17 protein-coding genes are annotated in these 17,120 nt (G+C 69.1%); 11 read left to right on the plus strand and 6 right to left on the minus strand.

Features of this window, described 5'->3' with window-relative positions:
- Positions 1-30: 30 nt before the first annotated feature.
- Both ACZ5SK_RS05930 and ACZ5SK_RS05935 read right to left on the minus strand, forming a co-directional pair.
- Positions 31-867, minus strand: coding sequence for an aldehyde dehydrogenase family protein (locus tag ACZ5SK_RS05930; protein WP_361707905.1), 837 nt, complete (start codon positions 865-867; stop codon positions 31-33).
- A 214-nt stretch (positions 868-1,081) separates the two neighbouring features.
- Positions 1,082-2,569: a carotenoid oxygenase family protein gene (locus tag ACZ5SK_RS05935; RefSeq protein ID WP_334581823.1), complete on the minus strand. Its 1,488-nt coding sequence runs from the start codon at positions 2,567-2,569 to the stop codon at positions 1,082-1,084.
- Positions 2,570-2,715: 146 nt separating this feature from the next.
- Here ACZ5SK_RS05935 and ACZ5SK_RS05940 point away from each other — a divergent pair, with 146 nt between their 5' ends.
- Together ACZ5SK_RS05940 and ACZ5SK_RS05945 are read left to right on the plus strand one after the other, a co-directional pair.
- Positions 2,716-3,264, plus strand: a complete 549-nt coding sequence (locus ACZ5SK_RS05940; RefSeq protein WP_334581824.1) for a MarR family winged helix-turn-helix transcriptional regulator — start codon at positions 2,716-2,718, stop codon at positions 3,262-3,264.
- 702 nt (positions 3,265-3,966) lie between these two features.
- A complete protein-coding gene (locus ACZ5SK_RS05945) occupies positions 3,967-4,722 on the plus strand; it encodes an SDR family NAD(P)-dependent oxidoreductase (protein WP_334581825.1) in 756 nt (251 codons plus the stop codon).
- Positions 4,723-4,768: 46 nt separating this feature from the next.
- Here the strand turns inward: ACZ5SK_RS05945 and ACZ5SK_RS05950 are convergent, their stop codons facing one another.
- Positions 4,769-5,590 (minus strand): IclR family transcriptional regulator, encoded by an 822-nt coding sequence (locus tag ACZ5SK_RS05950; RefSeq protein ID WP_468575418.1) that lies wholly within the window; start codon positions 5,588-5,590, stop codon positions 4,769-4,771.
- A 118-nt stretch (positions 5,591-5,708) separates the two neighbouring features.
- On the opposite strand from ACZ5SK_RS05950, the gene ACZ5SK_RS05955 reads away from it, so the two are divergent.
- The 5 genes from ACZ5SK_RS05955 to ACZ5SK_RS05975 all read left to right on the plus strand — a co-directional run bounded on the left by ACZ5SK_RS05955 (position 5,709) and on the right by ACZ5SK_RS05975 (position 10,149).
- On the plus strand, positions 5,709-6,071 hold the full coding sequence (locus tag ACZ5SK_RS05955) for a carboxymuconolactone decarboxylase family protein (protein ID WP_334581828.1): 363 nt from the start codon (positions 5,709-5,711) through the stop codon (positions 6,069-6,071).
- 82 nt (positions 6,072-6,153) lie between these two features.
- Positions 6,154-7,026: a fumarylacetoacetate hydrolase family protein gene (locus tag ACZ5SK_RS05960; RefSeq protein WP_361707913.1), complete on the plus strand. Its 873-nt coding sequence runs from the start codon at positions 6,154-6,156 to the stop codon at positions 7,024-7,026.
- Entirely contained in the window at positions 7,023-7,886 is an 864-nt protein-coding gene (locus tag ACZ5SK_RS05965) for a fumarylacetoacetate hydrolase family protein (RefSeq protein WP_334581830.1), read from the plus strand. The genes ACZ5SK_RS05960 and ACZ5SK_RS05965 overlap by 4 nt, the downstream gene beginning before the upstream one ends.
- A 77-nt stretch (positions 7,887-7,963) precedes the next feature.
- Positions 7,964-8,764, plus strand: a complete 801-nt coding sequence (locus tag ACZ5SK_RS05970) for an SDR family NAD(P)-dependent oxidoreductase (RefSeq protein WP_334581831.1) — start codon at positions 7,964-7,966, stop codon at positions 8,762-8,764.
- Positions 8,765-8,955: 191 nt separating this feature from the next.
- Positions 8,956-10,149 (plus strand): cytochrome P450, encoded by a 1,194-nt coding sequence (locus tag ACZ5SK_RS05975; protein ID WP_334581832.1) that lies wholly within the window; start codon positions 8,956-8,958, stop codon positions 10,147-10,149.
- A 177-nt stretch (positions 10,150-10,326) separates the two neighbouring features.
- Here the strand turns inward: ACZ5SK_RS05975 and ACZ5SK_RS05980 are convergent, their stop codons facing one another.
- The 3 genes from ACZ5SK_RS05980 to ACZ5SK_RS05990 form a co-directional block, all read right to left on the minus strand.
- Positions 10,327-11,088: a dienelactone hydrolase family protein gene (locus ACZ5SK_RS05980; protein ID WP_334581833.1), complete on the minus strand. Its 762-nt coding sequence runs from the start codon at positions 11,086-11,088 to the stop codon at positions 10,327-10,329.
- A 274-nt stretch (positions 11,089-11,362) separates the two neighbouring features.
- The gene (locus tag ACZ5SK_RS05985; RefSeq protein ID WP_334583757.1) at positions 11,363-12,580 is read right to left on the minus strand and encodes an alpha-hydroxy acid oxidase; all 1,218 of its coding nucleotides are present in this window, start codon (positions 12,578-12,580) and stop codon (positions 11,363-11,365) included.
- Between the two features lie 110 nt (positions 12,581-12,690).
- Positions 12,691-13,113, minus strand: a complete 423-nt coding sequence (locus tag ACZ5SK_RS05990) for a heme-binding protein (protein ID WP_334581834.1) — start codon at positions 13,111-13,113, stop codon at positions 12,691-12,693.
- An 815-nt stretch (positions 13,114-13,928) separates the two neighbouring features.
- Here ACZ5SK_RS05990 and ACZ5SK_RS05995 point away from each other — a divergent pair.
- From ACZ5SK_RS05995 to ACZ5SK_RS06010, 4 genes are all read left to right on the plus strand, one after another.
- A complete protein-coding gene (locus tag ACZ5SK_RS05995; RefSeq protein WP_334581836.1) occupies positions 13,929-14,123 on the plus strand; it encodes a ferredoxin in 195 nt (64 codons plus the stop codon).
- Positions 14,120-15,265, plus strand: coding sequence for an NAD(P)/FAD-dependent oxidoreductase (locus tag ACZ5SK_RS06000; RefSeq protein WP_334581837.1), 1,146 nt, complete (start codon positions 14,120-14,122; stop codon positions 15,263-15,265). Before ACZ5SK_RS05995 ends, ACZ5SK_RS06000 begins: the two co-directional genes overlap by 4 nt.
- Before the next feature lie 289 nt (positions 15,266-15,554).
- Positions 15,555-16,271, plus strand: coding sequence for a hypothetical protein (locus ACZ5SK_RS06005; protein WP_334581838.1), 717 nt, complete (start codon positions 15,555-15,557; stop codon positions 16,269-16,271).
- An 18-nt stretch (positions 16,272-16,289) separates the two neighbouring features.
- Positions 16,290-17,048: an IclR family transcriptional regulator gene (locus ACZ5SK_RS06010; protein WP_334581840.1), complete on the plus strand. Its 759-nt coding sequence runs from the start codon at positions 16,290-16,292 to the stop codon at positions 17,046-17,048.
- The last annotated feature ends 72 nt before the right edge of the window (positions 17,049-17,120 follow it).

Here is a 17,120-nt window from a genome sequence, read left to right on the forward strand (position 1 = left end):
AGCACAGCAGCGAGGTACGCGCGGCACTGCTCAGGGCAGGGGGACGCCCTGGCCTGAGCTGTGGCCGCCGCGCAGGAACAGCACGCTGATCGCGGCGGCCACCGGGCAGGCGAGGGCGGTGACCAGGAACCCGAGGTCGTAGCCATGTGTCAACGCCTCCGTCACCAGCGCGCCTACCCGCGGCCCCACGGGCGCCGGGGCCACGGCGAGCGGGCCTCCCTCGGCGGCAACGGCCTGCACCGCGTGCTGCTGCGCGGCCGCCGGACCGGCGTGGGGCAAGGCCTGGGCCGGCGCGTTCCCGGCCGAGGTCAGCGCCACGGTGCCGATGACGGCCGGTCCCAGAGCCTGGCCGAAGCCCCGCAGCAACGTCGTGACGGCGCTTGCCGTCCCGCTGAGCTCGATCGGCACGGGGTTCACCGCTACGGCGGGCAGCGCCCCGATCAGCAGGCCGAAGCCCATGCCGCTGAGGACGAGCGGAGCGTTCCACGGCGCGATGCCGACGACCACACCCACGGGCCGGCGCACCGCCGTGGCCCGCAGCCCCGGGACGCCGGAAAGCAGCACCTCGCCGACCAGGCGGTAGGCCTGCACGGCTGCCTCACCCATGATGCCGACGGCGACGTGGACGTCGAAGCGGGCCCAGGACGCCGCGGCGCCGTTCTCCTCGGTCATGGTGACGGCAATCGAGGGAGCACGATGCTCCAGCAGGTCTGCCGCGCGGGACAAGATCGCTCGCCGTTCGACGGAAGATGTGTGCGACCGGTGTCGAACGCCGCGCGGCCCGCCTCCACCGCTGCGGCGGCATCGGCCCGCGACGCCGCCGCGATGGGTGGCAAGGGCTCCTCGGTGGCAAGGGCTCCTCAGCAACCGTGGGTGCCGTCATCCGGCTCCGACGGGATCACGGCCGGGGTGACGGCTTGGGGTTGAGAGGAGTCGATGGTATCCATCGGCAGGTGCGGGATGCCTTATCGCCGAGAACGCGTGCCCGCCGTCCTCCCGGGTGGGAACGCGGCCCCGCAGGTCGCGCTCGAAGCGTCCTGGTCCGGGGACCGCGTAGAGACAGTCGTCGCCGTTCTGCGAATCAGCCGGCCTGGACGAGGTGCTCGGGTACCCAGGCCCCGTGGATGCCACTGCGCAGGCGAAGGGGGAGATGCAGGGTGGCCACAGGACCGGCGGCCAGATCGGCGGTGTCGAGGATGTACAGGTCGTTCAGCATCGTGGTCCAGTTGTTGGCCAGGGCCAGGAGATAACCGTCGCCTTCGGGCGCGTCGTCGCCGCGGGGCACGAAGACCGGCTCCTGGAAGGTGAAGTGTTCGGGCAGGACGTACTGGCCGGTCGCCTGCTGCTTGTCAAAGTCGTAGCGGATGATCGAGTTGAGGAACTCTATGCCGTTGGCGCTCTTGTGCTCGTCACCGATGACACGCGCCCCCGTGAACCCGATGCGGTGCCGACCCGTCTCCACCCGGTCGTCGATGAGCGGGAATTCGGCGAACTCCGGCTGAAGTACCTGCTCTTCGAAGCCCTTGCCGTCGTCGGCCGCGTAGTCGGCCGTCCAGCGGGTGATCCTGGACACGGCCTTGGTGACGTCATATTCGATCGTGTCGGGGTACAGGAACGGGGCCGGCTGAGCCTCTGCGACACAGCCGTCGATGTGGATCGTGGTGCCTTCGTTGTAGGCGTTGAAGAAGTGGTAGGTGAACCGGGCCGGGCCGCGGTACCAGCGGATCTGGTCGGCGGTGCCGTAGCGGGGCATCACTCCGAGGCAGGTTTCCTTGGACGGGTCCCACTGCCAGTGCGGTCCGCCCGCCTTGAGCCGGTCGAGGTCGGTGGTGGTGGGCATCACCGGGAAGATCACATAGTCCTGGGTGACGACGAAGTCATGGATCATGCTGGTGTACGGGGCCTCCAACCACACCTCGTGCACGACCTTGCCGTGGGCGTCGAGGACGTAGTACGCGATGTCCCGGCTGGCCAGGCCCTTCGCCTCGTATCCGAAGGCGAACATCTCACCTGTCACGGGGTCGACGCGGGGATGGGCGGTGAAGGTCGGGCTGCTGACCCCACCGTCGAAGTCCCATTCCCCGTAGGTCTCCAGGGAGTCGGTGTCGATCCGCGTGGCGCGGGCGTCCTCCTTCAGGACCAGGAGCTTCCCGGCGTGGAAGACGACGCTGGTGTTCGCGGCCCCCCGGCTCTTGCCCGCCACGGTGACATGGTCGGTGTAGGGGTTGCGGTAGGCGCCGAACAGCGAGCGGCGGGCGGCGCGTTCCAGCTTCAGCTTCTCGGTCTGCACATAGCGGCTGCGGTAGTCGACGTGACCGTCGGCGAAGGTGAACATGCGCAGCATGCCGTCGCCGTTGAAGGGGAGGTCGTCGCCGGTGCGGTTGGGAAAGGCCGGATCGGGAGCGATCTGGTAGTAGCGGCCGCGCAGGTCGCGGGGGATCTCCCCGTCTGCCTCGATCTCGAAGATGTCGGCCTCGATGCGCGAGGGGGTCGACCAGCCCGCGTACACCGGATGGTCGGGGAACCGCATGCCCGTGCGGCTGAGGGAGGGCGTGGACGGCGCTGTCATGGATGACCTCCGAGAGATTGCTAGACTTCTAGCGACTTGAGGTGCAGTAGAAGGCGCATGAAACCGATATGTCAAGACACTGGAGGGCAGAAGATGAATCCTGAGTCTCTTGTGAGGGCGCTGGTGACGAAGGCAGAGTGGTGCCTGTGACACAAGATCCGGCCGCTCGGCGCCACGGCGAACGCCTGGCCGCCGCCTCCGGCTTCGACCTGCCCGACATCGACCCGCACCTGGCGTCCACGTCGGTGGGCTTCAACCTGGTCCGGGTCGCCAAGAAGATCGAACGCGACATCGAGACCAACTTCGCCCGCCCCGCCGGGCTGACCTTCGCCGGCTTCCGGCTGATGACCACGCTCAAGTACGAGGGTCCGCTGTCCCCGCGCAGACTCGCCGACCTGCTGAGCATCTCCACCGCGAGCGTCACATCGGCACTGCACACCCTGGAACGGGCCGGCCTCCTCACCCGGACGCCCCAACCCGACGACGGACGCATGCTCGTCGTCACCCTCACCGAGCAGGGCGAGACCGTCATCGACGAGTTCTTGCACTGGTGGACCGCGCATCGCCAGAAGAACTGGCTGGAGCACCTGACTCCCGACGAGGAACTCACCCTCGCGCGTCTGCTCGCCAAGGTCTCCCGGCATCAGCCCCAACCGCTCCCCGAACCCCAGCGACGGCTGATTCCGCCGCACTGACACCCGCGGCGGGGGGCGCCAGGTCCGCGGGGGAGGTGCCTCGCTCGGCGGCGGAGCCGGACACCGCACGTCAGCGGGCCACCGCACCACTCCCCCGCTCCCGGTCCGCCTGCCGATCTCGGCCGCGAACTCGTCGATGCTCCACGCCTCCGTCGCCGCCCAGCTCGTACGTCATCTGTGGGCTACGCCCACGCCGTGGCCCCCTTCGGCGGCCGGTCGGCCACGCCGCAGTCCCCTTCAGCACCGGCCCGCTGCCATTACCGGACGACGGCGGCTCCACGCCGACGCGGCCGGCCACCGTTTTCAATCAACGAAAGGGACTGTTCCTCTGTGCGCCGCGGTCACGCAGCATTACGCCCGGATCGGCCTGCCGCAGCCGCTCCGCGTGCCGCCGCACGGACAGGGAGGACGCCATGTCCAAGACAAGACGCCCGGGACGAGGTCTGAGGGGTCCTTGCACCATGCCGCACAGGTCGCGTGGTCTGGCCCCTCGCCGCATTGCCCAAAAGCCCTTGGGAGAGACGCCCACCTGACCCGTTCGGCTGTCCTTGGTCACCTCCGCCGGTGCGCCCCGGATGCCTGTGCGTCGGCTGGACCGGGCGCCGCCGGCGGGTCTGCCTCCGGCAATGGACATCGCATCACCGGACGGCCTATCGTCATTTCAAAAGCTACTTTCGCTGTACGAAAGTTAAGGAGTGTGCCGTGACATGGTTGGGCTTGGAGGGCAGCCGGGCGCTCGTCATAGGGGCCGGCGGCCTGGGTGCCGCCTGCGCCCGGGGACTCGCGGACGCCGACGCGCACCTGGCCGTCGTGGACGTGGACGAGGCGAAGCTCAAGGCTCTGCGGGACGATCCAGCACTCGCGGACGTCGATGTGCACGTGATTCCGGCCGATGTCACGACTTCGACCGCCTGCGACGAAGCCGTCCGGGCGGCGGCCGACGCGCTCGGTGGGCTGGACGTGCTGGTGCACGCGGTGGGAACCAACGACCGCCGGGCCGTGGTCGACACACCGGACGAGACCTGGGAACGGATCCTTGCGCTGAACCTGTCGAGCGCCTTCTATACCGGGCGGGCGGCGGGACGCCTGATGCGCCGGGCCGGGCGCGGGAGCATGGTGTTCTTCTCCTCCGTCTCCTCCCGGCTCGCCCACCCGCACCATGCCCCCTACGCCGCGACCAAGGGCGGACTGGACCAGCTGGCGAAGGTGATGGCCCGGGAGTGGGCCGCCGACGGCGTGACCGTCAACGCGGTCGCCCCCGGCTACACGGAGACCGAACTGACTCGCGAGTACCTGGCCAGGCCGGGGATGCGCGAGGAGATGCTCGGCCTGGTCCCGGCCGGGCGTCTGGGCACCCCGCAGGACGTGGTCGGCGCCGTGCTGTTCCTCGCCTCGGCGCGGGCGTCATTCATCACGGGGCAGGTGCTTTATGTGGACGGTGGCCGCACACTCGTCTGAGCCAGGAGCCGACCGGGCAGGACGGCACCGCAGACCGCCTCGTCCCTCACCTTCCGCCGAGCAGCCGCGTGATCTCCTGACAGGTGGTCAGCAGGCGCGGGCGCAGCTCGTCGAGCAGTCGGGTGACGGGAAATCCCATCGCGGGTACCGCAACATTGGCCGCGGCCACCACCGAACCGGAGGCGTCACACAGGGGTGCGGCCACCGAGCGCAGGCCGTAGGCGAGTTCCTCGTCCTGTACCGCCCAACCCCGCTCGCGAACATCGGCCAGCACCGGGCCCAGCTCCGCCAGGGACCGGATCGCGTTGGGGCCGGTCGCGCCGGTGAAGGACTCCTCGGTGAGGCGCTTGTGCAGCTCGGCGTCGCCCAGACCGCTCAACAGGACCTTTCCGATGGAGGTGTTGACGGCAGGAAGCCGCGAGCCCACCTGGATGTTCGCGGTCACCAGATCGTTGTTGCGCAGCCGGATCAGGTACAGCACCCGGTCACCGGACAGGGTGCCCAGGTTGACCGTCTGCCCCGTCGTGGCGGCGAGCCGGCGCAGCGGCCCGTCGGCGAGTTCCACCACGTCCATGCCGCGCAACGCCGCGAAGCCCAGCGTGAGGACTTTGGGGGCCGGACGATAGGCGCCGTCCGGCAACTGCTCCAGGAAGCCCTCGGTCACCAGGGTGGCGGCCATCCGGAAGGCGGTCGGCAACGGCACTCCGGCCTCGGCGGCCATGTCTGTCAGCTTCATCGACGACCGCTGTTCGGAGAACTGCCCGAGCAGCCGCAGTCCCTTGGCCAGTGCCTCGACGTGGTAGCTGCGTCTGGACGCCGCGGAGCCGTTGGCGGGCAGGGAGTCGGTCGGCTTTTCACGCGGCGGCACGAAAGGTCTCGCTTTCTGTCTGCTGGGCACAGTGGGCGCCAGGAGGAGCCCGGTCCACTTTCATTGTATGGAAGTCAGCATCAGATTCACCCGCCATGGGGCAACCAGGAGGACGGACATGGAAGTGCGACTGGGCGGGCTGTCGACCGGTGAACTGGACGAGGAGCAGGCCGAGGTCTACCGGGCCATCCACTGGACGAATCGGAGATGGCCGCACTGCGGGCCGGCCGGATGCCGGAACTCACCCGAGCCGGCCGAGCGCGGTGCCCTTGGGGCGACGAGGGCACTGCTGCGGCACGGCACATTGAACGACGACGAGTACGCCGACGCCGTGGCCGCGACCGGAGAGCGGGGCGTGTTCGAGCTGACGACGCTGGTCGGCTGCTACTCCATGCCCGGTCTCCAGCTGCGGGTTTTCCTGGGCGAGGGCAGCGCATCCGGTTCGGATGACCGCGGGCCTCAGCCACTGGCGACGCCTTGACAGTCCACGGTGACCCTTCAATACTCGCATCAAGTTCACACAGTGAATATAGCTTTCACTCTACGAAAGAAAGCAGAGAACCGTGAAGCTGATCACCTTCGACGACGGACGGGTCGGCAGGCTGGAACTCGAGGAACGGCTCGTGCTGCCCCTCGAAGTCCGCAGCACCCGGGAGTACTTCGAGCGCGACGGCACGGTCCTGGAGACGGGTGAGCGACTGCGGTTGGACGACGTGACACTGCGCGCCCCCATCGTGCCGAAGAAGTTCTTCCACACCTCCGGCAACTTCCGTGAGCACGAGGACGAGTCGAAGAACGTCGACTGGTCCCACCCCATGCACAAGGGCATCGTCTTCTTCCAGAACGTCGACGCGATCGTCGGGCACGACGAACCGGTGATCTACCCGGAGCACCTGACCAGCGAACTGGACTACGAGCTGGAGATCGCCGTCGTCATCGGCAAGCCCGGCAAGTTCTTCGGCGTGGACGACGCGCCCGACCACATCGCCGGATACGTCGTCTTCAACGACATCACCGCCCGGGACATCCAGCGCCGCGAGATGGAGTCAGGCGTCTTCTCCTTCTGCAAGGCCATCGACACCTTCTGCCCCGTCGGCCCTTACATCGTCACCGCCGACGAGATCCCCGACCCGCAGAACCTCGACATGGAACTGCGGGTCAACGGCGTGGTCCGGCAGAAGTCCAACACCAGCCGCATGTCGGTCTCCATCCCGCACCTGGTCGCCTACCACTCCCCGCAGGGCTACAGCGCCGGCGACCTCATCACGACCGGAACCGTTCAGGGCGTGGCCGGCTTCAGCGGCGACCCCGACATGTACCTCAAGCCCGGCGACGTCGTCGAGGCCGAGGTCGAGCGCCTCGGCGTTCTGCGCACCCCCATCGTCAGCTGGCAGGAGGGGCATGGGACCCCCGTACCCGAGAAGGTGGACTGGTGAGGCTCGGCGTCCTGGACGGCCACACCGTCGTGGTCAGCGGCGACCGGGCCGCGAACGTCCGCTGGTCCTCACAGGGCAAACTGCCCACCGACCCGATGGCACTGCTGGAGGACTGGCCACGACTACGCGACTGGGCGGCCGGGCTGCCCGATGAGGCGTACGACATCCCGGTCGACCCCAACGCACTCGGCGCGCCGGTGCCCCGCCCCCGCCAGGTGTTCGCCGTCGCCCTCAACTACCCACCACACGCCGCGGAAGCGGGCTTCACTCCGCCCGAGGAACCGCTCGTCTTCACCAAGTTCCCGGCCTGCGTCACCGGCCCGCACACCAGCGTCGCCCTCCCCCCGGGCAAGGTCGACTGGGAAGTCGAACTCGTCGCCGTGGTCGGCCGAGAGACGTACCGGGTGAGCGAGGACCGCGCCTGGGAGGCGGTGGCCGCCCTGGCCGTGGGTCAGGACCTCTCCGAACGTGTCACCCAACTCCAGGGAAAACCGGCCCAGTTCAGCTTGGGCAAGTCCTTCCCCGGCTTCGGCCCCATCGGCCCCGTCCTGGTCACCCCGGACGAACTCGACGACCCCGACGACCTTGAGATCACCGGACTGCTGAACGGCGAGGTCGTCCAGCAGGACCGCACCAAGTCCATGATCTTCCCGGTGCCGGAGCTCATCGCCCGGCTCTCGGCCGTGCTGCCGCTCTTCCCCGGAGACCTGGTCTTCACCGGCACCCCGGCGGGCGTCGGCAACCGCATGAACCCGCCGCGTTACCTCACCGCCGGCGACGAACTCGTCAGCCGAGTCGAGGGCATCGGCGAGATCCGCCAGCAATTCACCGGCCCCGCCCAGCCGCGGTCCGGGAGCTGAGCGCCCCGACAGCCCGCCGGCTGTCTGCGCCGCACCGCCCCGCAACCCGCGTCCGACCATCGCAGACAAGGACCCTCATGTCCGACCACACCCCGCCCCCCATCCCCATCCCCCGCCGTTTCGAGGGACGCACGGTCCTGGTCACCGGCGCCGGCACCGGCTACGGCGCCGAGATCGCCGTCCGCGCCGCCCAGGAGGGCGCCCGTGTCGCCGTCCACTACCGCAGCTCCGCCGCCGGAGCCGAGAAGACCGTCGCCCGCGTCAGGGAGGTGGGCGGCGAGGCGTTCACCGTCCAGGCCGACATCGCCGTCCACACCGACGTCATCCGCATGGCCGAGGAGGTCTTCGTCCAGTTCGGCGGCCTCGACGTGCTGGTCAACAACGTAGGTGACGTGGCGGGCGACCAGATGTCCTGGCGGGACCTCACCGAGGAGTCCATCGACCACGTCCTCGCCGTCGACATCAAGGGAACCATGCTCTGCACGCACGAGTTCGGCTCCCGGATGCTGGACCAGGGCCACGGCGCGATCGTCAACATCGGCTCCACCGTGATCGTGCGCGGCAGCGCGCGGGCACCTCAGTACGCTGCCGCCAAGTACGGCATCCTCGGCATCACCAAGTCCTACGCCCAGGCTTTCGCGCCGGTCGTACGGGTCAACACCTTCGCACCCGGCTTCATCGAGACCGAGACGCTGCTGGGGCGGGCGGACTGGAAGTCCGGCCGCCGCGAGGACATGATCGCCAAGACCCCGATGGGCCGTATCCCCGGCCCGGCCGAACTCGCGGGCACCGCCCTGTTCCTCGCCACCGACGACGCCTCCCACATGACCGGTGTCTACCTCAACGCCGACGGCGGCTTCAACATGATCGGCGCCTGAGGCAGGCACGCCGCTTCCCTGTCGACAGATGCGTCACAGCGCAGTCGGGCCAGACCCAGGCTCTGCACACCCTCCCTGCCCATCCAGGCCTGCCACGCCCGGGGCGCCACCGGCCTGTGGGCGGGCGGGTCGAACGAAGCCGCAAACACGAGCGAATGCAGTTCACTGCGATGAATGATGGGGAGTCAACGATGACTACGGCCGCTACTCCGGTGTCCGACGTGGACATCTTCGCCGACGATGTCCTGACCGATCCCTACCCCGCCTACGCGGTGTTGCGGGAGACGGGCGCCGCCGTGTATCTGGAGCGCTACGACTGCTGGGCGCTGCCTCGGTACGAACAGGTGCGGGCCGCGCTGCGCGATCACGAGCGGTTCTCCTCCGTGGACAGCGTGGGCTATGAGCCGTCGCTGAACGAAGCACGCCGGGGTGGTGTGCTGGCGACGGACCCGCCGGAACACGACGTGCTGCGCTCGGTGCTGTCGGAGAGCCTGGCCCCGCGCGCGTTGGCGGGCCTGAAGGACGACATCGGTCGGCGCGCGACCGAACTGGTCGAGTCCGTGGTGGCCCGCGGTTCCTTCGACGTCGTGAGTGATCTGGCGCGCGTGTTCCCGCTGACGGTGGTGGCGGATCTGATCGGGATGCCCCTGCGCGCCCGGGACGAGGTACTCGTGTTCGCCGACGCGTTCTTCAACACCTTCGGCCCCCTCAACGAGCGGACGACGGCGTCGGTCCAGGTCTCCGAACGGCTGCTCGACGAACTCATCTCGATGATGAACCGCGAGGACCTGGCCCCGGGCGGCTGGGGCGAGGCGCTGTATCAGGCGGCAGACCGGGGCGTGATCGAGGAGCACCAGGTGGGGCGGCTGTTGCGCGCCTACCTGGTGGCGAGCATGGACACGACGATCAACGCGATCAGCAGCGCGCTGTGGCTGTTCGCCGAGCACCCGACCGCCTGGACGGCCCTGCGCGCCGACCGGACGTTGCTCCGTTCCGCTTTCGAGGAGGTCGTGCGTTTCGAGTCACCGGTGCAGACGTTCTTCCGTCGCACGACGCGGGCGGTCGAGATCGACGGCGTCACGATTCCTCCGCGGGCTCAGGTGGCGATGTTGTTCGGCTCGGCCAACAGGGATCCGCGCAAGTGGACGGAGCCCGAGAGGTTCGACGTGGGCAGAGCGCCGATGGATCACGTCGGGTTCGGCTCCGGCGTGCACGCCTGTGCCGGCCAGGGACTGGCACGGGTGGAGGGCGCCGCGATCCTGTCGGCGCTGCTGGATCGCGTCGAGGCGATCCACCTGGCCGGCCCGCCACGACGGCACCTCAACAACGTCATCCGGGGCCTGGGAAGTCTCCCCGTCTCCGTGACGCCGGAAGCGTTCCGATAGCCGACGCCTGGCCGACCGCGCGCTGTCCCGGCCAGGAGTTGTACGGGGTGCTCATCCCGCACCCCGACATGTTCCACCGGCCGACGACGAACGAGCCCCCTTCCGCGGATCCGCGGAAGGGGGCTTGTTCAGGTGATCCTTGCCGAGGGCACCGGCAAGACGTGGGAACGGGTCCGCTCAGACAAGGGTGGTGGCGCGGATGAACGCGATGACCTGGGGCCAGGACAGAGCGGTGGCCGCCTTGTTGACCGGGTCGCCGTGCAGTGCGCGGGCTGTGAAGCCGTGCCCGGCTCCGGGATAGACATGCGCGATGCTCGGCCCGGTGGCCCGCGAGTTCAGGGCGTCCTTCAGCCGATGAAAGCTCTCCACCGGCACCACTTCGTCCGCGCCCGGATAGAGAATCATGGCAGGTCCGGCGATCCGGGCAGTGAACTCGGTGGCATCCAAGGTGTGGTTCGGTGCCGGAGAGCCCGGCACAGTGGGGTGATAGGCGACGACGTTCGCCAACCGGCTGTCCGCTCCACCGAGCAGCAGCGCGAACCGGCCGCCCACGCACCAGCCGATCACACCGACCTGTCGGCAACCCAGCTCGTCAAACATGTGGTCGAGCAGCCGGCCCATTTCGGACAGGCTGGACTCGTCATCCAGCTCCGACGCCCACTGCAACTGGGTCTCCAGCTCTGACACGTCATCACTGCCGGGCCGACCCCGCCAGAGGTCCCACGACAGCGCGTTGACGCCGGCGGCGGCCAGGCCGTCGGCGAACTCACGCAGCTGCGGCGAGATCCCGTTGACCGACGGCAACAGCAGCATGCCTCCTGTGGAGGCCTCGCGCGGGCGGGACAGATACGCGTTCAGCCCGGCCACGGTGATGTCCTCGCCGGCACACGGCACGTCGGCTGCGCTGGGGGCGGTGGGGGCACTGATCTCGTTGGCCATGTTCTCACTACTCTCTACCGGGCTTGACAAGAAATCTTCAGTCAGTGGGAATCTCTGAGGACTCGAAGGAGGCCGTCCACCAGACCGGTCAGGGCCGGGCGGTGACGCGGCGGACCGACCGGCGGATGAGCGAGGCGGTCGCGTCGGCCGGCCCAGGGTGCGGCCGATCGGACGGGACGAGCGGGAGCGCAGTGGCAACATGGGCGGCACTCCGGGAGAGACCGCAAGTCCGGCTCGCTCGCCGTCCTCACGCGTACGGCGCTCCCGCCAGTGGTCAGGGGAAGCGGATCGAAACGTGTTCCGGGCGTAGTTCGGTGACGCTGTTGACCCCGAGCAGTGCCATGGTCTGGACGACCTCACGCGACAGGATCTCCACGGCCCGAGCGACGCCGCGCTGACCGCCGGCCATCAGGCCGTAGAGGAAGGCACGACCCACCAGCGCGGCGTCGGCGCCCAGCGCCAGGGCGGCCACGATGTCGGCCCCGGTCGTCATACCGCTGTCGACCAGGATTTCGGCCCGCCCGTCCAGCCGCTCACGAACCGCCGGGACCAACTCGACGGGTACGGGGGCGCGGTCCAGCTGTCGGCCGCCGTGGCTGGAGAGCACGACACCGTCCGCGCCGGCGTCGACGACCCGCTGGGCATCGGACACCGACTGGATGCCCTTGACCACGAGGCTGCCCTGCCAGTGGCCGCGGAGCCACTCGAGGTCGGCCACCGTGATGGCGGGATCGAAGACACGGTCGATCTGGTCGGCAACCGTGCCCTCGGAGGCAGCCACGTTGGCGAAGGTGAGTGGCTCGGTGGTCAGCAGGTCGAACCAGTAGCGGGGATGAAGGGCTCCGTTGACGAAGGTGCGCAACGTGAGCTGCTGCGGCACGGTGAGCCCGTTGCGCACGTCCCTGAGCCGAGTCCCGGCGACCGGGGTGTCCACGGTGAGGATCAACGTGTCGAACCCGGCGGCGGCCGCACGGTCGACCAGTTCCTTGACCCGACCCCGATCACGCCACAGAAACAGCTGGAACCACTTCCGCGCCTGAGGGCCGGCCGCCGCGGTGTCCTCGATCGAGGTGCTGCCCATCATGGAGAGGGCGTAGGGGATTCCGGCCTGCTCGGCGACGGCGACGACGGCTCGTTCCCCTCCGGTGTGCACCATGCGCGTCAGACCGGTGGGAGCGAACGCGAACGGCTGGGTGGACGGCTTGCCGAGGATCATCGTCTCCGCGCTCACATGGGAGACGTCCCGGAGCGCCGAAGGATGGAACTCGATGCGCCGGAACGTGTCATGAGCTCGACGCAGTGCGAGTTCACCCACGCCGGCCCCTCCGTCGGCGAAATCGAAGACCGCCCTGGGCGCCCGTCGTCGCGCGAGAGCGCGAAGGTCGGCGATGGAGGCCGCTCGTGCCAGCCCCCGCTCCGTCCCGTTGAGCCGGATCGGAGCGGGGCGCAACAGCTCACGAAGCTCGGCTGGGCGTGGCAACCGACGATGCACCTTGGCGGTCAATGCGATTCAATCCCTTCCGTCACCATGTCCAGGGCGCATCACGTGCGATGCGTCGGCCCCGAGTCCTGATCACTCTCTGCCGCGCTTGTGGTCATCCCTCAAGCGAGCAGGTGGGCAATGCTCTTCAGCCCCTCGCTCACGATGCGGGCGTCGACGTCCCCATGGGCTCCGCCCACTCCGATGCCGCCGATGACTTCGCCGTCGTCCGTGACGATCGGGAATCCCCCCGGCACCGGATGCAGTTGGCTGTCCACCAGATGGGGCGGGCACGCCTGCAGTACCGGCTCGGCGGCGAACTTGGCGAAGTCTGCGGTCGATACGCCCATCACCGCGGACGTGTAGGCCTTGAGCCGAGAGGTCTCGACCGCGATCTTTCCGGCGCCGTCGTCGGCGAGTATGACCTTCGTGATTCCGCTGCGGTTGGTCACGGAGACGCAGGCTCGGGCTCCCTCGGCACGCGCCGCGGCAAGGACCGCCTCGGCTGCCTGGTGCGCGATCTCGTAGCTCAGCGGTTCCCTCATGTCGTTACCTTTCCAAGGATGTCGCCGGATTCACGTCCGGCCTTCTGTTAACTGACGGGCCGTCAGGCCACATACGCTCGGCGCCGACGGTGATGGTGGCGTTGTCGTGATGCTGCCGGAGGCCTGCCGGGACATTGATGCACCGGCCGACCTCCTGGCGACACGGTCAGGCCCGGAAACGGCCGGTCCCGCGTCAGCGCAAGACAAGTCGCTGAAGCATCGATCAGTACGTGGTTGGGTTCGCGCTCACGGCGAGAGTCCGCGGGCGGCACGCTTTCCGAGGACGACGCACAGTGGGCTCGGCACGGTCAGGCAGGGCCTGATCGCCCACCCCGCCTCTGCGTCACCAACAACGTAACACCGCGAGTCGCCTCGATGAGCAGCTCTGACAAAATTTTGTCAGAACTCTGGGCGACTGTCGGTGGTGACGTCGGGGGCCGGGCCGAGCCGGACGGCCGGTGACCCGAAGTGCGGGCGGCCGTGGCTGCTGCCCTCCGGCGCCTGAGCGCCGCCCCTTCGATCTCGCGAGCAACCGACGCCGTGTAATCGCTCTGACAAACTTTTGTCACGGGTATTAATCCAAGCGACATCTCGGTGCTACGTTGCCGATCCAGCAGAGAAGGGCGACTGCCGAGGAGCACCCGACAGCCTCTGCGGGGACACCATCCTCCTCTCCTGTGTCCGACATCAATCGAACCGCGTCTGCAGCTCGCACGGCGGGCGGCACCGCGTCCGAGGCCGTCATGCCTCGAACCAGCCCGGTGGTGTGACCGCCACCGTTTCGCTTCCCGTCGTAGACATGGAAGGACAGTGAGATGACCCGGATCGTGGTCGATTTCGAGCGCTGCGAGGGCCACGGGCTGTGTGAGCAGACCGCGCCCGAGGTGTTTCGGCTCGACGACGACGGCGAGTTGCACCTGACGCGTGACGAGGTGGACGCGGAGCACGAAAGTCTCGTCGCGGCCGCCGTTCGGGTGTGTCCCGTCGCGGCGTTGACGGTGCAGCCGTGAAACGGATCGTCGTGGTCGGTGGGTCCATCGCCGCGGTCACGGCGGCGCAGAGTCTGCGGGCCGAGGGCTACGACGGCCAGGTGACCGTACTCTCCGAGGAGCCTCATCCGCCCTACTCGCGCGTCCCACTCTCAAAAGGCGTACTGGCAGGCCGGGAGTCCGTAGAGTCGGCTCTGCTGCCGCTCCCGAGCGAGGACATCGAGTTGCGTACCGGAGCACGGGCCGTGCGGCTCGACACGCACGGCCGTCTGGTGACGACAGCGGACGGCACCGACATACCGTACGACGGGCTGGTGATCGCCACCGGTGCCCGGGCACGCCGCCTCCACAGTGACAGCGACCTGGTGGTGCGCACCCTGGACGACGCCTCGGCCCTCGTCGCCCGGCTGGCCGCGTCCCACAGCGCGATCGTGCTGGGCGGTGGCTTCCTCGGTATGGAGGTCGCCGGGACCTGCCGCGCCCTCGGCCTGGAGGTCACGGTCGTCGACCTCGTAACGCCGCTGCTCAGGCTGCTCGGGCCGTGGCTGGCCGATCTCGCCGTCGCAGCCGCCCGTGACCACGGCATACGGGTCCGGGTCGCGCCGGACGGCGTCGAAGTGCTCGACGAACACCGCGTGCGCTGCGGGGAGTCGGTCCTGACGGCCGACGTGATCGTCTGTGCGGCCGGTGATGTGCCCAACACCGGCTGGTTGGAGGAGTCCGGCCTGGCCCTCGACCCGGGCGGCGGCCTCGTCGCCGACGCGTGCTGCCGCGTCGCCCCCGGCATCGTCGCCGCCGGAGACGTCGTATCTCGCCACGGCAGTCGAACTCCCCACTGGACCAACGCCGTTGAGCAAGGTCGTATGGCCGCGGCAAGCCTGCTGCACGGCGAGTCGGCGCGCCCGTACCGGCCGGACCCCTACTTCTGGACCGAGCAGTCGGGACTCACCATCAAGATCAGCGGTGAACTCCCGCTCACCGGAACCCCCGAAGTCCTCGCGGGATCGGTGGACGACCGCAGTGCGCTGCTGAGATGGCGCCATGACGGGGGTACGGCAACCGCCGTGGCCGTCAACCACCGACTCCCTGTCATCAAGCTCAAGCGCCTCGGAGCCGGAGCGGCGCCGATCCCCGTACGCGTCCGTACGACAGCTCAGACGTAAGGGCATGACCGTGACTCTTCCGCACCCAGCCCCCTACGATCCGCTCGACCCCGCCCACAATGCCGATCCCGCGTCCGCTGATCGTGGCCTCCACTCCGGCCGCCCGGTCAAACCCGGCGACCGCCTCGCCGCCCCGCTCGGCTCGACGTCGTGCCCTGAGACTCGCCGCGGCGCCTCGGTGGTCGCGCCCCGGCTCTGCTCCTGACGGACCGCGTTGCCGAACCTCTTCGAAGAGTGTCCTGCGCGTGCCGGCAGGCAACACCGATCACCTCGACGTGAGGGGGAACCCGTGGCCTTCGATCTTCACAGCAGGCGGTCCCGGGCGGACGAGAACTTCACGACCCGGTGCGGCCGGCCCGAGCACCCCTCATGGCTCGATGAGAGCCTCGCCGGGAAGGCGACGTACATCGGGCGCCGGTTTTTCCTCCAGTCCGGGCATGGCGACCGCGCCGATGAGGCGGGGGAGGTCATCCATGAGGGCATCCTCACGAAGCGCGCGGACGACGACTTCGTACTGCACGGCCGCGGCGGCTTCCGGCGGGCCCGCCAACTCGAGCGCGGCGACCATGAGGCGAGCGTGGCGTTCGTGCCACCGATATCGATCGCCGGCCGCACCGTCCGGGCGTTCCGGGAGGGCATGTCGGGCGAGATCGGCTTTGAGCTCCCAGAGACTCGAAAGAGCACGGCCGAGGGCCACGCCGCGATCCCCGGGCACGGGTTGATGGGACGAGAGGCGGTCCTGGCCGACAAGCCCGGCCCTCGCGGGGCGGACCGGGGAGAGGCCGACGGCCGGCTCATGGGCGTCACGACGTCGCGCAAGTACCGCTACTGCTTCCTGCGGATGCCCGCGCTGCGCCCGATCGACGTCCAGCAGGCCGGACCCGCCACCGAGGTCATCGTCGGCCGGGGCAACCCCGGCGGTGCTGAGAGGCGTATCCGCGTCACCGTCGCGCCCGCGCCCTGCAGGGCCGGCCACCGGCGCCGCGGCTTTGGATCGGCAATCTGAGAGGGCGTCGGCGGAATCATGCCAATTGCAAATGAACCGGGCCGCAGCAGCACGAGCCGCATCTTCGCGATTCTGCACGCCTGCCGGCGCAGCGCCACCCCGCTGACGCTCACGGAACTCGCGCGCCGGTCGGGGATCCCGGCGGCGACCGCCTACCGGCTGACCCGCGAGTTGATGGCCGAGGGCGCCCTGGAGCGGAACGAGGACGGCAGCCTCCAGATCGGGATCGGGCTGTGGGAACTCGGCTCCGCCGCACCGCGACAGCGTGACCTGCGCCATGCTGCGCGCCCGGTCATGCAGTCGCTCGCGGGCCATACCCGCACAGTCGTCCAACTGGCCGTCGCCGGCCACCACGAGGCCGTGTGCGTCGAGAAGATCATCGGGTCACGGGCGATCGTGAATGTGGCGGAGGTGGCCGGCGGCCTCCCCCTTCATGCCACCGGCGTGGGGAAGGTGATCCTGGCCTACTCCGATGATCCGGACGTCCGCGCCGTCCTGCGGGCCGTGTCGCTGCACCGGTACACCGCCCGGACGATCGCCGGTACCGGTCGGCTGGCAGCCGAGGTGGCCGGGGTGCGGGTCTCGCAGGTCGGTTACTCGCGGGGCGAACTGACGGTCGGAACGACATCGGTGGCCGCACCCGTCTTTGACGCCGAGGGCCGGTTCGTCGCGGCCCTTGGCCTGCTGGCACCGGAAGCGGAGCAGGTCGACCGGCTGGCACCCGAGGTCCGCAGGGCCGCCGATGCCATCTCACGGCGTCTTCCGGCCAACGCCTGACGTTCTTCGAAGTCTGGATTTCGATGATCGGAAGGCTCGCTGGCGGCAGGCTGGGAGCCCGGTCGAAAATCG

The sequence above is a fragment of the Streptomyces sp. NPDC031474 genome (assembly GCF_055581185.1).

What these genes read in the sequence shown, in the direction of transcription:
- ACZ5SK_RS05935 (WP_334581823.1), bottom strand. Translation starts at nt 2,569, where the DNA reads ATGACAGCGCCGTCCACGCCCTCCCTCAGCCGCACGGGCATGCGGTTC.
- ACZ5SK_RS05955 (WP_334581828.1), top strand. Translation starts at nt 5,709, where the DNA reads ATGGAAGTGCGACTGGGCGGGCTGTCGACCGGTGAACTGGACGAGGAG.
- ACZ5SK_RS05970 (WP_334581831.1), top strand. Translation starts at nt 7,964, where the DNA reads ATGTCCGACCACACCCCGCCCCCCATCCCCATCCCCCGCCGTTTCGAG.
- ACZ5SK_RS05975 (WP_334581832.1), top strand. Translation starts at nt 8,956, where the DNA reads ATGACTACGGCCGCTACTCCGGTGTCCGACGTGGACATCTTCGCCGAC.
- ACZ5SK_RS05980 (WP_334581833.1), bottom strand. Translation starts at nt 11,088, where the DNA reads ATGGCCAACGAGATCAGTGCCCCCACCGCCCCCAGCGCAGCCGACGTG.
- ACZ5SK_RS05990 (WP_334581834.1), bottom strand. Translation starts at nt 13,113, where the DNA reads ATGAGGGAACCGCTGAGCTACGAGATCGCGCACCAGGCAGCCGAGGCG.
- ACZ5SK_RS05995 (WP_334581836.1), top strand. Translation starts at nt 13,929, where the DNA reads ATGACCCGGATCGTGGTCGATTTCGAGCGCTGCGAGGGCCACGGGCTG.
- ACZ5SK_RS06010 (WP_334581840.1), top strand. Translation starts at nt 16,290, where the DNA reads ATGCCAATTGCAAATGAACCGGGCCGCAGCAGCACGAGCCGCATCTTC.